Genomic DNA, 15,802 nt, shown 5'->3' on the forward strand with positions numbered 1-15,802 from the left:
TTCATAACCCTCTGTTCCAGCTGTAATCAAAGTAAGGCCTTATATAACGTTGATATTTTTAACTGTAACTTGGGCCAAAGCTCAAGCCAATTTTTATCTTTAACACATGACAGGAAAATTTCTTTCTCGCGATTTCTATTATGAGTTATATAACCATCAAATATAGCTGGAATATTAAACGGAGATGCAAGCACCAGCTTGGAATCCGAACATAATCGTAAGCGTCCGTAAATCCGCATCTGGCTTATTTCTTTAAAGCAGCGCTCAATATCTCCACCCAAATCCAGTGGAGAACCCCCATGGCACATGCGTCGCCCCGCAAATCGTTACGCATCCGAGCACAATGGCAAGCGCACATTGATGCTCAGATGATATCTGGCTTATCGCAGGCTGTTGATTTGCACCGTAGTTTGACCCACTTTTGCATCCAAAAAGGACCCTGAAAAAATGTGCAGAAACTCAACCGACTTATAGCTTTGCAGTTATTCGCTATGGGTCAAAATTCAATGCAAAAGCGGGTCAAACTACGATGCAAATCAACATCATCGCCCAATTAGCGCGATTGATTGGCTCTTGGTTGTACTTTTTGCGCATCAATAAATTTCCCGCGCTAATGCGTCATACATACGTTCGTGTTACGCCAGTTTCGTAATAGACCGTATATCGATGTAAATAATGGCGTGAAAATTATTATGCTGACGCCTAAATTCGTAGTAAATATATAACTTTCTGGTAACTTGCGCCCCCTTTTTATAACTAACGAATAATCGATTTCGGTTCACTTTTTGACATCGGCAGTTTTTGTCGAGTATTGAAGCACTATGTTTATTGGAGATTTAAAATGGATAACCACGGGATTGCAGAAGCCATTGCTGACGAAGGGCAGCATTCGATTTTTGAAAGCATGGCGAGAAAAGTTAATAAGCGTTATCGCGTTTCAGAAGTGCTGTTGCGAGAATTAAAACGGCGCGGAATAAAACGTGTTTTTGGCGTTCCAGGGAGAGAAAATGCATCGATTTTATTCAATGAAGTCGAAGGCTTGGAGTATATAACGACCCGAGTAGAATTTACTGCCGGCATCATGGCGGATTTTACAGGGAGAATGACTCGAACTCCTCAAGTTTGTTTTTCCACGATGGGCCCGGGTGCAACTAATATGACCACGGCCGCTGCCTCTGCAATGCTCAATCATTCATCGTTAATATTGATTACCGCACAACTGGAAAGCGATGATAGAAATTATAACTTAACGCACCAATGCGTTGATCAACGAAAAGTAATGGAAGGAGTTACAAAGTGGTCGTATGAACTCGGCTGCCCTGAAGACCTTCCTTGGGTGCTTGAAAAGGCTTTTAATATAGCGCAAACAGAGCCTGTCGGACCGGTGCATATCTCTATACCAACCGATTTTTTCAAGAAAGAAATTTTGGTGAATTACGATTTAAATAAACCAATATTGCCACGCATAATCAACGAAAAACTATTTCATGAAGCTGACGCGCTCGACGCAATTAGACAGCAACTGCTAGATTCAGAGTATCCATTATGTTTAATCGGAGAAGCTGCTGTCAGAGTTGGTGCTCAAGAAAGTATTATGAAATTTTGTACAGAGTGGAATATTCCCTTTGTTACCGCAGCAAATGCAAAAGGATTAGCCAACAGAAATAATCCGCTCAATTATGGAGCGGCAAGCCCATACATGGAAGGTATTCTTGGGTATCAGGCATTAGAAGATATTTATACTCACATAGATACGTTAGTGTGTGTCGGGTATCAATATGTTGATGACCTTCTTCCTAAAATGTGGGAATATGGAAATCGTAAAACCATTATCAGTATCAACAGTCACTACATTCGTGAAATCCATAAAAAGTTTTCTCCGGATTTAGAGTGTGTGGGCGATATATCAGAAATGATGGATGAGCTTTTATCAGGAAAAATAAACAAGAAAAATTATAAAAAAATGGATGCGTTGAAAGATGTTTATGAAAACATCGCAAAAGATAGGCGTATTGTAAATGATCGCCTTACTCCGATTCAGGTTATTAACTCTGTAAACACACATATCGGTGATGGAATTCTGTGTACCGATATTGGCTATTACCGTCACCATGCCATTCTATTTAGTGATCCTCAAGCCGTGGGTCGCTTTTTCACCGATGCCGGTCTATCAAGCTTTGGAACAGGTTTGCCATACGCTATTGCGGCCCAGGCGCAAGAACCCGATAAACAAATCTTTTTAATTTGCGGCGATGGCGGTTTCCATTCCGGTAGTGGAGATTTGGAAACACTTGTGCGTTACAACCTTCCGGCAATTGTCATTGTAATGAATAACAATGCTTTTAAACTCATTGAACTTTATCAAGCCAGAAGCAATGAACCTAAAGATCAAAATAAACAGGTGGTAACGCTTGGGTCGGTTGACTTTGTCATGCTTGCTGAAGCGAATGGTTGCAGAGGTATTCGTGTCAATAACGTAGACGAATTAGACGTAGCAATTCGAAGCCATGATCGTTTGAAGCCACTTTTAATCGAAGTCCCGATGGAATACAGAGACCGTGATTCTTTCAGGGAATCTTTTTAAGGCGTAACTCAAACAGGAGTTTGTTATGTTGATATCTGCATTCGATAAAATTGCCTTATCGAACAAGGACAAGGTCGCCATTTATGGCGACTGCGGTTCCTACACCTATGGCGAGCTTTATGAACAGTCAGTGCAATTTGCCCAGGCTATAGAAAGTGCGGGCCTAGCGAGACGAGTGAGTGTTGCAGTAGAAAGTCCGAGTCGGGGTGAGTTTGTTGCAATTTATCTCGCTTGCGCCCGATTGGGAATTTGTATTGTTCCAATTGATACACGTTTATCGGAAGAAGAACTTTTAGTGATTATTGAGGATGCTAGCCCTGCTGGTGTCATTACCTTTTCCAATGAGGGAAATCTGTCAAAGGCTCTTGCAGGGATGCCATATCGAGACTCTGCGGTTGATATTCATAGCGCATGTTTGTTGCGTGTGAAAGAAGAAATTTTAGATAACTCCCTTCTTCAAGACGGGGATCTGGTTATCCAATATTCATCGGGTTCAACCGGAAAACCTAAAGGGGTTGTATTAAGTCGCGATAATATTTATCACAAAATTAAGAATTGGAATGAAACCATTTCTGCCAACGAAAATGATCGGTATTTAAATACTTTAACCTTGGGGCATTGTTACGGCCTCTATGTTCATACGTTGTCGGCAATTCTGGCGGGCGCCCAGGTTTTTATGATGGACGTCAATTCCGTTATCCCTAACCGAATTACGAAAATTATTAAAGAAGAAAAAATTTCGGTATTTGGCTCTTTGCCATACATGTATCAAATGTTTAATCGCATGAGCCCAGCAAGTGTTGATTTCAGCAGTGTACGTTATTTGATTAGTGGAAGCGCTCCTCTTTCTGCTAACACGTGGGAGCAGTTCGAGGAAAAATTCGGGCGTGGAATAAACCAGGTTTATGGCTTGACCGAAATTGGGCTCATTATGTTCAACGTAAGCAATGCGAACAGTGGCTCGATTGGTCAGCCCACAGCAAACATGGAAGTTCTTATCCTTGACAATGAAGGGCGTGAGTGTCCGTTAGGGGAAAGTGGTGAGATGGTGGTCCGTTGTAAATCCATGTCTCGAGGTTATCTTAATAATCCGCATGATCAAGCATCTATGTTTAAAAATGGATGGCTATACACGAAGGACATAGTTAAGCAAGCAGAAGCAGGAAACTATGAAATTTGTGGGCGCATTTCGCAATTTATTAATGTATCAGGCAACAAAGTTTCTCCACTGGAAGTTGAAGAGCATATATCCAGGCATCCTGAAGTAATTGAGTGCGCGGTGATCGGAATGAGAAATGAAAATACCATTGAGCAGGTAGTTGCATACGTTGTTAAACAAGAAGGATCTGTTATATCCGCAAAGGATATTATGGTTTATAGCGGCTCAGGACTTGCAAAATTCAAAGTTCCCACCAAGGTTCTATTTATTGATATGTTACCTAAAAGTCCATTAGGGAAGATTCTTAAAGCAAAGTTGGGATAACAAAATGTCGAGCGAAATTTTTTATAAAAAAGTAATTGAATTGGTTATTCGTTCAACAGAGAGAGAATTATCTGATGACGATATAACGCTTTCCTCCCATTTTCAAAATGACTTAATGTTTGACTCAATATCGGCAATGACACTGGCTGTTTATATACAGGAAGAGTTTGGTGTTGATGTTTCAGAAGACATTGAGCGCTATCACAATGTTCAGACCGTAGAAGAACTTGCTGGCTTTATTAAAAACAAAATGGAAGTAAATAAATGAATCAAGATGGAAAGAGCTGTTTAATCGTTGGTGATATTTATTCTGAATTCGCCAAAGTTAACAATGCAATAATTGAAAGCGATTTTATAAAAATGATTTTCAATGGCATGGATTCTCTCCCGTTTGACGAGTTGGTGTTGGGACAGGGATTGGCTAGGGCTTCGGTGTCAAAGATTGTTGATTTTGCACAACGCCACGGCATTAGGTGCAATACAGAGTTAATGTTAGAGGCAAGCCTGACATTGACTCACAAACACGATATTCAAAATGTAATGATATCGACCCCGGTTTGTTTGGGGCGGGCAGTTTATAAGCATCAGTTAATCATCAATGAGCTTTTTGATCGCTTGTCTGATCATGTAACTGGATACCATATGGGCGCGATGCTTTTAATGGAAGCTGCGCGGCAAGGTGTTATTTCTACGCTGGAATTGGAGTTTCCTGCTCAGAAGGATTCCCGATGGGGTTATGTCTTGCAGCGATTTAACACCGAGTATTTGAACTACGCATTCCCCGTGCCGACAGAAATTGTGGTTACCCTTGAAACATGCGATGAATCCAATAAGCGTCAAATTATGACTTCATTAAGCATAGTTTTTAATCAATCGGAAACGTGTATTTCAAAAATGACAATGGATGTTCTGCTTATCGAAGACGGTATGCTCAAAAAACTTGAGGGAAAGAAGGCGAAAACAGTTCGCCCTTACACCTCGAAAAAAGAAATAAGAAATGATGAGTCGATGAGTATTTAATTGTGGAAGTCGAGTCTTCAGGTTCTAAAGTCCTTGTTGTCGGTGCCGGACCCACCGGGCTGATTATGGCTGCAACGCTACAACGGTTCGGTATAGATTTTGAGATTATTGATAAAAAGGATGGACTGACCGATACGAGCAAAGGGTTGAGCCTGAACGTTTCCACACAAATAGTTCTGTATCTTCTAAATCTTGCAGAGCATGTTGGTGTGAATGGACAAAAAATACGTAAGTTAAATCTTGTCCACGAAAAAGACAGAGTAATGTCTGTCGATTTTCGTAAGCTTAGCGGTGATCGCTATTTGATTACTCAACCGCAATCGGCCACAGAAGCAGAAATATATCACTGTTTACAATGTCGCGGTGTTGAAGTGCAGTGGTCCAGCGCTCTCCAATCTATTGATGAGTGCGCCTCCGGATATTTTGTAAATATTGTTAAAAATGGTTCCGAAGTAATAAAAGGGCCATATCGATATGTAATTGGATGCGAGGGGAAAAAAAGCCTAGTAAGGGAAAAAATAGGGGCTCTTATGGAAAGCAAACAATATTCACACTATTTTTTGCTGGCTGACTTCAAGGTTAAAAATACCATTGATAATGATGAGGTCAATTACATTGAGAGTGGCGGCGACTTTTTTATTATTGTTCCATTATCGAACAATATTTGCAGGGTGGTGATGGTCACTGATGTTAAACCATCGTCTGAATACGCTTTAGGCAATGCATTAAAAAACCTTGTCAATTCATATTACGATAAAGACATAATTGTTTCCGAGGCAGTGTGGACATCATCTGCTCAAATTTACTTGAGTGTCGCAGATAAAATCCAATTAAACAGATTGTTTATTTGTGGTGATAGTTTTCATCTGGTTAGCCCTATTGGTGGAACCGGGATGAACATGGGAATCCAGGATGCTTTCAATTTGGGGTGTAAAATTGCTGCTGTCATAAACGGAATTCAAGATGAGTCGATCCTGCACAAATATCAAACTGAACGGCTAAGTGTAGTGAAAGAAACGTGTGCAAAGGTTGATGTTACAACAAGGATGATATTCGACAAAATTTTCCGTGATGAAAATTCAGGATTTTTTGTACCTGATATAACCAAACGAAATTTGTTCAAGAAAATATATCCGGAATCCTATTCCGGACTATCTTTGCGCTACCCGATGAATTCACCGGTAGAAATAAACGAACAGTATAAGAATCAATATGTCGGTTGTCTTTTTGAAAATACCAATATTTTCTATTCTGGCCCATTTAAAGAAAAATTATTAAAGCCAATTCTTATTTTTAATGTAGATGAGTCTTCGGATTTTTCTGCAGTGCAGAACATGGTTTCATTGGTTAGAGCTTTCATTGATGCCAAATATTCATCTGTATTTCATCTGATTAATATCGGAAATTCCTCCGAAATATTTACAGGGTTTATTAATTTCCCTATAGATTGCAATCTTCCTGTGGGAACCTTCACGCTCCTTACCTGTGAAGGAATTATTGAGTTTATGTGCGATATCGAAAGTGGTGGATTGTTGCTCGCTTACATTGAGTGTATGTATGTTAAAACGTCTGGCATGCTTTCGTCTGTTGGTGTTGGTGTATAGATATTACTAAGAATAGGTCGGTGCACGTGGAACAATATAAAACTGAAATTGTTATTGGGAATTATAAAGTAGAGGTTCTTGATAACGGGAAATCCGGTGATCTCATCCTGATATTTAATCACAATTCGGGAGCTGCGATATCTGGACTTGGATTGTTTAATGAAAATGCATTGTCTGAATATCGCTTGGTCAGTGTATCCCTATTAGGGCATGGCACGTCTGCTCGTTCCACGAATACAAACAGAGATTATAGTATTTCCGGAATCGGTAACTTCATTTTAGATGTTGTCAATTACTATAAGCCAAATAAATATTGGCTTATAGGGCAGAGTGCTTCTGGGCATGCAATTATCGAAGCGCATAATCTTTTTGAACGTTGCTCTGGAATTATTTCGGTATGTGCTCCTCCCATATCCTTGGAAGCTTTAGAAAAAGCATTTATTCCATCAGCCGTGGTGCCATTGCTCTTTCAAGAGGAGTTATCGGAAATAGAGCTAAAAAATGTTGCCTCTGCGTTTACTATTTTCGAAAAAAATATTCCGCTGATCGCCAAAGGATTTACCCAATGTGATCCTCTATTTCGATCTGGATTGGGTCGGAGCATAAAAGACGGCCGTTTACTGGATGAAAAAAAGTGCCTGAAAAGTTTGAAATGCCCAATTATTTTTATACGAGCGGATAAGGATAGCTTCATAGATTCTGGTTATTACGATTCTATCAATACTTCTATTGACTCATCAATTGAAATTAAAAATGTTTTTTCCAGCGGGCATGCAGCACTAATTGATAACCCACATCAATGTGCAGAAATTATCGCTGGCTTTATAAGCAGGCATAAATAATGTTTGCCTTTTTTGATCTCGATGGAACTTTAATTAAAGAAAAGAGCATCATTTCTTTTTATAGGTTTTATTTAGGGCTAAATGAAAAATCTGGCGCTCAATTGGAAGAGAGTTTTCTGAAAGAGTTAGAGTGTAAGTCCAGCGCTCTTGCTTCTCGCTCGAAGCTAAATGAATGGTTCTACAATTCATATTTTTCAGGGCTATCTAGGGATTTGTTAGCAAAATATTCAATGTTGTGGTTTAAAGAAAGGGCTGATGAGAGTTTTTTTAATCAGTCAATTGTTAATGAAATGGGGTTGAGGAAAAACGAAGGCTATGAAGTTGTTATCTTGACAGGATCATTCTATGAAGTTGTCAAGCCAATTGCTGATTTCCTGAATATTGGCAATATTATTTCAGCTCCATTAGAGGATGTTTCTGGAACTTATACCGGTAGGTTAGTAGACCTGCCTACGATTGGGCCTGGCAAAGTTAAAGCAATGCATCACTTTCTTAAGTGTAACGAAGGCTCCCTAGAAAAAAGTTACGGTTATGGTGATGATATTTCAGATTTTGATTATCTTAGCGTTGTTGATAATCCAATTGCTTTTAATGGAATTGAATTACAGCGTGTAGCAAATGAGCGTGGATGGAAATATATTTTTGAATAAAGGATTGGTAGTCATTTGATATGTCGGTAAAGCTTGCGGATAAACATCCTTCACTCCATAAATGGTTAATAGCAATTTCGGTTTTTACCGGTGCTGTTATGGGAACAATTGATACATTCATTTTGTATGTCGCAACTCCTCATTTGCGCGGTGTATTTTCAGCAACGATTTCGGAAATTAGTTGGGTTAGCACATCCTACGCAACATCCTCGTTGATATTTATGCTTTTGTCAGGATCAATATGCAGGCGTTATGGCGTAAAAACATCTTATCAAACTGCATTGCTCCTGTTTATCGCCTCGTCCGTTTTATGCGGTGCATCAGATACACTCGGCCAATTAATTCTCGCTCGTATTATTCAAGGTGCTAGCGCTGGGATTTTAATTCCATCCGAAAATGTCATTTTAAGGAAAACCTTTCCTGTATCCGAACACGCTATTGTTATGGGTATTTACAGTGCAACTATTATGGTTGGCCCGGCGGTTGGTCCCTTGGTGGGAGGATTTATAATTGATAATTATCACTGGTCGTACATTTTCTATATAAATGTCCCTATCGGTATTTTCGGTTTTTTAATGGCTAATTATTTTGTCCCGAAAGATGAAAACGCGGCTGTGAATACCGATATTAAAACGAGTGGTGGAAAATCAAAACTCAGTATAGATTTTGGCGGTATCTTTTTATTAATAGTTGGTATGTTCTCACTCATCTGGCTTCTTGAACGAGGTGAGCGGTTATCCTGGTTTGAGGATGACTTGAATGTTTTTTTGATGTGGATAGCACTATTTTCCATTGTGCTTTTCTGTGTGCATGAAGCCACAGCGATCCATCCCTCTGTGGATTTATCGGTTCTGCGTTTTAAAGTATTTAGAACAACTGTTTTCCTGAATTTTCTACTTGGATTTATTGTTACTGCAACCTTATTCCTATTACCAATTTATATGCAAGAGTTGTTGAATTTCTCTCCGACTCAGGCAGGTCTTTCAATGGCTCCACGGGCTTTATTTATGATGATAGCTTTTCCTTTAGTGGGGCATCTCATGAAGAATATTGCTCCAAAAACGCTGATATACACGGGAGCTATATTGGGGATTTATAGTTCTTATCTAATGTCTCTCTTTACCCATGAGACAGGAATGGACGACATGTACTTGCCGCAAATACTTCAGGGGTTGGCAGTGGTATTGATTCTACTGCCGCTTACAACAATTGGTTTGATGTCTGTAAGCAAAGACAAACTGGCAGCCGCTGCGGGATTTGATTCAACCGCGAGGCTTTTAGGTGGTGTGTTTGGCATCGCAACCTTTGCAAGCCTGGTAAGTTATTTCCAGGAAACGACTTGGGGGATTCTGAGAGAAAACGTTTCGTTTTCCTATCCGGTTCTCTATAAGCGGTTTGGCGACTTGATTAATTTTTGGTTGACAACCGGAGCAAGTCTTCCTGAGGCACAAGCGCAAGCTGCCTATTTGCTTTATGGGCGAGTGACTGAACAAGTTCTTGCCATTACTTATATGCGTTCGTTTCAAATTATATTGGTTCTATTTTGTGTAATGTTTTTAATTTCTTTATTCGCAAATATACGCAAACCAGAGGTGTAGTGGGTTATGTTTGAATCATGGAAAACGTTTCCGGGAAAAATTAGCCAGTTTGTGCGTGAAGGTGATTCACGACTTAAAGCATTAGTTGTGCTCATTGCTTTTCTCTGTGTCTACGTATCCTTGAGATTCTTAGGTTCTGATTCGGAGTGGACAGATAATGCAATTGTACGCTGTGACATTATTGATGTTGTAGCGGAAGTGGAAGGTGTTATAAGCGCCTTTCATTTTAAGGATAACCATCAGGTAACCAAAGATAATCTGTTAGTAGATATTCGGGATGATGTGTTTAAAACGGCAGTATCTGTAGCAGAAGCCGAATACCAAAAAGCTTCAGATGAGTTGGAGTTGGCTAAAGATAAGCGTTCACTTGAATTGATGAATATTGAAAGCCAAATTATAAGTTTCGAGGCTATCCGTGATGCTACTGCTTCTCAATATGAGACAGCAAAGTTGGAATTAAATGAATTAAAAGATGGGTTGAAAGTCAGTGCTGTCCAACTTGAGTACAGTAAAGCTGATTTAGATAGGCTTCAGCCATTGCTGGCCTCTCAGGCTATCAGTAAAAAGATCTTTGATGATTCTTTACGGGACTATAACGTTGCGTTATCGAAATATAATGAGGCCAATTCAAAGGTGAAAACAAAATACAGTGAGATTAAGACGTTTGAATCGTTGAATAAAAAGGCTGGAATCGACTTTAACTTAATAAAAAGTTCTAAAGAAATAGTTTCAAAAAAACTGGATGGCGAAATAGAAACTGCAAAAAGTAATATTGCTATCGCATTCGCTAAGCTGGATGAGGCAAAAATAAAACTGAATAGAACAAAAATTCCTGTGCTTCGCGAAGGCGTTATAACGAATCGGCGGGTTGCTATTGGTGATTTTATTGAAGTGGGTCAGCCTATCGCCAGTATTACATCCTGTGGTGAGAATGCCTGGATCGAGGCTAATTTTAAGGAAACTCAAATTGGAAAGATGCAGGTAGGACAAAAGGTTAACGTCAAAATTGATACCTATCCGGATGAGCAATTTCTAGGGGAAGTTGAAAGTATTTCAACGGGAAGTGGTTCGATATTCAGTGTTTTGCCTCCTGAAAATGCTACCGGTAATTTTACTAAAGTGGTTCAGCGTTTTCCGGTAAAGATTAAAATATCAGACAATAATCTGGACAGATTTAAAATAGGAATGTCAACCGAAGTTACCGTTGATGTTACTAACTAATATGTATAGGAAAAATAATATGACAGCTGACAATTGCCCTGCATTGATGAATACTTATGGAGCGCGAAACTTGAAAATTTGTCGCGGCGAAGGGGTATATGTATTCGACGAACATGGAAATCGATACCTGGACGCTTTATCAGGGATCGCCGTGAATGGTTTGGGACATTCACATCCAGCTGTTTTAGCTACTATAGAGCTGCAAGCAAAAAAAATCATTCATGCTTCAAATCTCTATTACACGGACTCTCAGCAGAAGTTGGCCGAGAAACTTTGTTCAATAGCAGGGATGGAGAGTGTCTTTTTCTGTAACTCCGGATCGGAGGCTAACGAAACAGCAATCAAAATTTCAAGAAAGTATGCTATGAAAAGGGAAATTTCATCACCCAAAATACTAACTGCTTTTAATTCATTTCATGGGCGATCATTGGCAAATATCTCGGCATCGGGAAAAGCTAAATATCGCGATAATTTTTTTCCGCGAGTTGAAGGTTTTGATCATATTGTTTTCAATGATATCAATAGCCTCTATGATCAATATACTGATGACGTTGTCGCGGTAATGCTTGAACCTATTCAAGGTGAAGGTGGCGTTATTCTTCCAGATAATGACTACCTGAAAGCAGTTAGGGAATTTTGTGATAAAACCGGGTGTTTACTTATCCTTGATGAGGTGCAAAGTGGAAATGGGCGCACTGGCAGTTTTTTTGCTTTTCAGCAGCTTAATTTAACGCCTGATATTCTTACCACCGCTAAAGGGCTAGCCAACGGATTACCTGTTGGTGCTTGTTTGGTTCGGGGTGCTGCCAAAGATATATTATCTCCCGGCGATCATGGTTCAACATTTGGTGGGAACTCTTTAGTGGCTGAAGTCGCGTTAACTGTTATTGATGAAATTATGAAGCCCTCAACATTAACAAATGTTAAAAGGCAAGGGCGGCTCATTGTTGATTCCCTTAAGGAAGCCTTTTTAAACAACTTGAAAGTTAAAGATGTTCGAGGAATTGGTTTAATGATCGCGATTGAGCTGTTTGATGAATATCCGGATTTGATGGAGAGAGCTCAGGCAAACGGGATACTGATTAATGTTATTGATAAAAAAATTGTGCGACTGTTGCCACCATTGATTCTTACCGATGCTCAGGCCGCTGAGATTTGCAGTGCGCTAAGCCGTATAATTAACGATGGGGCTCTTTAAAAATATGATTGCTGTCGAACCAAGGATTGTTAAATTTCCATATGAAGAGGGTACATATTGGCGCAAGGGAGCTAAGCAAGGGCCCGATGCCATTATTGAACAAATTGGAAGAATGCGCGGTTACTCGTTGCGATCAAAAAAAAAGTGTGCGTATAAAATTGAAGATTTACTTGTCGCCAGTACATATATTCCGGTGTATTCAAAAATCAAAGCGTTGGACGTAATTGAGTCAACTATACGAAGTATTATCGACCTTGGTGCTGCACCTATTAGCCTTGGTGGTGATCACTCAATTACTTTACCGATAATCCGTGCTCTTAGCGCAGCTTATGGGAAACAACGCTTTGGATTGATTCATTTTGATGCGCATTCCGATACGTTTGATGAGGTTGACGGCTTTGAATACCATCATGGTGCATTTGTTCGTCATGTCGTTAATGAAGGCCATGTAGCAGCAAAGGATATTATTCAACTGGGAATTCGAGGACTCGTACGTGGTGATGGTTTGGAGTTTTCTGACAGTTCAGGTATTCGCTATCATTCTGTAGACGATATTGCAGCTAAAAATTTTGAACTAAAAGATTTTATCCTCTCTCGCGATATTCCATATTATGTTTCAATCGATATTGATGCGATAGATCCAGCATATGCGCCAGGCACTGGTACTCCGGTACCTGGAGGTTTCAGTTCGCGGGATATGATGAAAATGCTTTCGCAATTGTATGATCTCAATATCATAGGTTTGGACATCGTCGAGGTTGCGCCTATTTATGATAGTGCAAACATTACCTCATTACTTGCCGCTTCGATTCTTTATGAATCGTTAATTGGTTTTAATTTTAAAGGATTACAAAAAGGTTAATTTATGCTTCTAGGCTTTCGTGCGCTTTTTTCTTTTGATGAAATTCCCAGTGAGTCTCCCAGGTTCTGTGTTCGCGGAGAGCAGTCTGGTCAAAGTGGACAGATCGCTGACGTTGTATATAAGGTAGATATCATTTCAATTAACGGGTCAGCTAAACATAAGCTAAATGATCACTTTGCATTAATTTGTGGTCAGATTACCAATGCGTCAGAACTTCGAAAAATGTTTCATTCCAGAACTGGCATATTACTCGATAGCGATGAGGCAATTATTGCCAGTTTTTTTGAGAACTATGGCGTTACCGGTTTTAGTTTCTTTGAAGGGCTATTTGTTGCTGCTTTTATTTCTGGTGATGGCACTATCAATGTTTTCTCAAGCAAAACTGCCGGTCCTACAGTTTATTATTCCTTTGACGCGCAGGCCAGAACACTATTCCTAGCGACGGAATTAAAGGCATTTCCGTCTTCGGTGCGCAAGGTTCGGGAGTTTGACGATTTTTCTGCAGATACGCTAAGTAATCGGAAAATAAATACAATTTTAGAAGATGTTTTTCGGGTTCCTGCCGGACATGCCTTCAGTTTTAATTTACGGGATTCCGCCGAACCCCAGCTTCAGCAGTATTATTCGCAAAACCGGAGCATTGCTTATTGCGACGAGGAAAATGCCGCAAGTATGGTGGAATCTGCGCTCAGAAAAACTGTATTCGCTTACCAGGGCGAGCGTGCCAATTGCTTGATTTCAGGGGGATTGGATTCCAGCGTGGTTGCCTATCTTGCCAATGAGCGCTTTTCAGAGCTAAATTTGTTCTCTATTGGTACAACCAGTTCGAATGAATTTGAATTTGCCGATAAATTCGCCCGAAGTATAGGTAAAAATTTTGAGCGAATTTTAATCGAGGAAAATGACTTTTTAGCTCATCTCCCCGAACTTTTGTGGCTTACAGAGCATCCTTATAGTACCTTCAATGAGTACCTGATTCCTGTGCATATTGCTCATGCAAAGGTCAATAAAGAAGCTGATATCATGCTTTCGGGATATGGGTCGGATGTTTTGTTTGCTGGATTTGCCAAACCCGAAACCTCTCTTCTCGACGTTACAACGTTAATTCGGGAGGAGTACGAGACTACATTTTGGTCAAATGAAGCTTCTCAAACATTGGGGGGCGTTCATGGTTTTAATGTCGGCTATCCATTCTTTGATAGTTCTGTAGTTGACCTTTCATTCTCAATTGATCCGTATCTTAAGCATAAGAACGGGATTGAAAAATACATTTTACGCAAAACATTTGAGGGGAAAATACAGCACGATGTTTTGTATCGGAAAAAAATAGGGATTCATCAAGGAACGGGATGTGAGGCTTATTTTACGCATCGTCTTAACAGTTTAGGTATTTACGACAACATGAGGCTTGAAAAGGATCGCTATTGTTATTCTATTTTGAGAATTCTCCTGGAAGGTAACTATTTACCCGATGATATTATATTTTCAGAGGTCGATGTTCTGTTCCTACAGAGTCGCGACATCCCCACTAACACTTAGCACTATGGAAGATTATTAATGCATTTTATCAACAAAGATGAAAAAAAATTACCGCAAGGTTTTAAAACGGCCGTATCCAATATCGGCATTCGAGATGAAACCGATGACTTTGTGTGTATCCACTCCTCGACTCCCTGCAAGGTGGCAGGTGTTTTTACCAAGAGTCGATTTGCCGGGCCTAGCGTCAACATTTGTAGAAAGCATATCGCTGATGGACAAGGACAAACTATTGTAGCTATTTCTAAAAATGCGAATGTAGCTAATGGAGAAAAAGGCGCCCAGGATGCCCAAACTATCGTAGAGCTATGTGCTCTTCAGTTGGGCATTGACAGTAGAAACGTGTTTATTGCATCAACTGGAGTCATTGGTCGGCTCTATCCGATGGAAAAAATCATAACACACGTAGCAAGTCTCTCAGCTCAAATGACAGATGCTGATTTCTCTGCTGCCGCCCGTGGAATTATGACGACAGATACTGTACCCAAAATTGCCTCGATACAAGTGGGAGACGCTTCTCTGGTTGGTATTGCGAAAGGTGTGGGCATGATGGAGCCAAACATGGCTACATTGTTAACTTTCTTTATGACTGATGCGAATTTGCCTGATGAAACACTTTCCATAATTTTCAAACGAGTTATGGACAAAACTTTTAATTGTTTGAGTATTGATACTGATACATCCACTAGCGATTCGGCAATTATTTTGGCTAATGGATTGGCTGGTGATGTGAATGTTGATGAATTTGAATCTGCGCTCTACAAAGTTTCAGAGTATCTCGTAAAAGAAATTGCTAAAGATGGTGAAGGTGCGACAAAGCTTATTGAAGTGAATGTTGATACTGCCAGTAGTGAGCGCCAAGCAAAGCGTATTGCAAAAGCAATTGTTAATTCTCCCTTGGTTAAGACCGCCGTCCATGGTGCAGATCCTAATTGGGGGCGTGTTGCAATGGCGATCGGAAAGTGCGACGAAGAGTTGGATATCAATGCAGAGTCCACCATTATTCGGTTCTGCGGATTTGAGGTTTATCCAAAGTCTCTATCCCAGGTTGATCTGAATGTACTGACACAGCTTTTGCACGGAAAAGAGATTGATATACATGTCTCTTTAGGAAACGGTCAGCATTCCGCCAAGGTGTGGGGATGTGACTTGGGCAAAGGTTACATTGATGTTAATACGACATATTCGACTTAAAGGATCCTGG

General features: G+C 40.0%; 14 protein-coding genes. 13 read left to right on the top strand and 1 reads right to left on the bottom strand.

Annotated elements, in window-relative coordinates; genetic code table 11:
* Positions 1 to 26: 26 nt before the first annotated feature.
* Positions 27 to 308, bottom strand: a complete 282-nt coding sequence (locus B4E62_RS21420) for a nucleotidyltransferase family protein (RefSeq protein ID WP_414633270.1) — start codon at positions 306 to 308, stop codon at positions 27 to 29.
* Positions 309 to 841: 533 nt separating this feature from the next.
* Between B4E62_RS21420 and B4E62_RS15895 the strand changes: the two genes are divergently transcribed.
* From B4E62_RS15895 to argJ, 13 genes are read left to right on the top strand one after another with little or no spacing between them, the layout of a single operon-like run.
* A complete protein-coding gene (locus tag B4E62_RS15895; RefSeq protein ID WP_331352726.1) occupies positions 842 to 2,584 on the top strand; it encodes a thiamine pyrophosphate-binding protein in 1,743 nt (580 codons plus the stop codon).
* A gap of 25 nt (positions 2,585 to 2,609) precedes the next feature.
* Positions 2,610 to 4,067, top strand: a complete 1,458-nt coding sequence (locus B4E62_RS15900) for a class I adenylate-forming enzyme family protein (protein ID WP_331352727.1) — start codon at positions 2,610 to 2,612, stop codon at positions 4,065 to 4,067.
* 4 nt (positions 4,068 to 4,071) lie between these two features.
* Positions 4,072 to 4,335, top strand: a complete 264-nt coding sequence (locus tag B4E62_RS15905) for an acyl carrier protein (protein WP_331352728.1) — start codon at positions 4,072 to 4,074, stop codon at positions 4,333 to 4,335.
* Positions 4,332 to 5,087, top strand: coding sequence for an AfsA-related hotdog domain-containing protein (locus B4E62_RS15910; protein WP_331352729.1), 756 nt, complete (start codon positions 4,332 to 4,334; stop codon positions 5,085 to 5,087). Before B4E62_RS15905 ends, B4E62_RS15910 begins: the two co-directional genes overlap by 4 nt.
* Positions 5,088 to 5,089: 2 nt before the next feature.
* Positions 5,090 to 6,691 carry an FAD-dependent monooxygenase gene (locus tag B4E62_RS15915; protein WP_331352730.1) on the top strand — a complete coding sequence of 534 codons (1,602 nt, stop codon included), beginning with the start codon at positions 5,090 to 5,092 and terminating at the stop codon, positions 6,689 to 6,691.
* Between the two features lie 26 nt (positions 6,692 to 6,717).
* The gene (locus tag B4E62_RS15920) at positions 6,718 to 7,533 is read left to right on the top strand and encodes an alpha/beta hydrolase (protein WP_331352731.1); all 816 of its coding nucleotides are present in this window, start codon (positions 6,718 to 6,720) and stop codon (positions 7,531 to 7,533) included.
* The gene (locus B4E62_RS15925) at positions 7,533 to 8,183 is read left to right on the top strand and encodes an HAD-IB family hydrolase (protein WP_331352732.1); all 651 of its coding nucleotides are present in this window, start codon (positions 7,533 to 7,535) and stop codon (positions 8,181 to 8,183) included. Before B4E62_RS15920 ends, B4E62_RS15925 begins: the two co-directional genes overlap by 1 nt.
* Positions 8,184 to 8,203: 20 nt before the next feature.
* Complete coding sequence (locus B4E62_RS15930; RefSeq protein ID WP_331352733.1) at positions 8,204 to 9,781, top strand: DHA2 family efflux MFS transporter permease subunit; 1,578 nt, start codon at positions 8,204 to 8,206, stop codon at positions 9,779 to 9,781.
* A 6-nt stretch (positions 9,782 to 9,787) separates the two neighbouring features.
* Positions 9,788 to 11,002: an HlyD family secretion protein gene (locus tag B4E62_RS15935; RefSeq protein WP_331352734.1), complete on the top strand. Its 1,215-nt coding sequence runs from the start codon at positions 9,788 to 9,790 to the stop codon at positions 11,000 to 11,002.
* A gap of 19 nt (positions 11,003 to 11,021) precedes the next feature.
* Positions 11,022 to 12,200, top strand: a complete 1,179-nt coding sequence (locus B4E62_RS15940; protein ID WP_331352735.1) for an aspartate aminotransferase family protein — start codon at positions 11,022 to 11,024, stop codon at positions 12,198 to 12,200.
* Positions 12,201 to 12,204: 4 nt separating this feature from the next.
* Complete coding sequence (gene speB, locus B4E62_RS15945; RefSeq protein ID WP_331352736.1) at positions 12,205 to 13,062, top strand: agmatinase; 858 nt, start codon at positions 12,205 to 12,207, stop codon at positions 13,060 to 13,062.
* A 3-nt stretch (positions 13,063 to 13,065) separates the two neighbouring features.
* Positions 13,066 to 14,601, top strand: coding sequence for an asparagine synthase-related protein (locus B4E62_RS15950; RefSeq protein ID WP_331352737.1), 1,536 nt, complete (start codon positions 13,066 to 13,068; stop codon positions 14,599 to 14,601).
* 18 nt (positions 14,602 to 14,619) lie between these two features.
* Positions 14,620 to 15,792: a bifunctional glutamate N-acetyltransferase/amino-acid acetyltransferase ArgJ gene (gene argJ, locus B4E62_RS15955; protein ID WP_331352738.1), complete on the top strand. Its 1,173-nt coding sequence runs from the start codon at positions 14,620 to 14,622 to the stop codon at positions 15,790 to 15,792.
* Positions 15,793 to 15,802: the final 10 nt, after the last annotated feature.

It is taken from the genome of Cellvibrio sp. UBA7671 (genome assembly GCA_002483145.1).
GTDB lineage: Bacteria > Pseudomonadota > Gammaproteobacteria > Pseudomonadales > Cellvibrionaceae > Cellvibrio > Cellvibrio fibrivorans.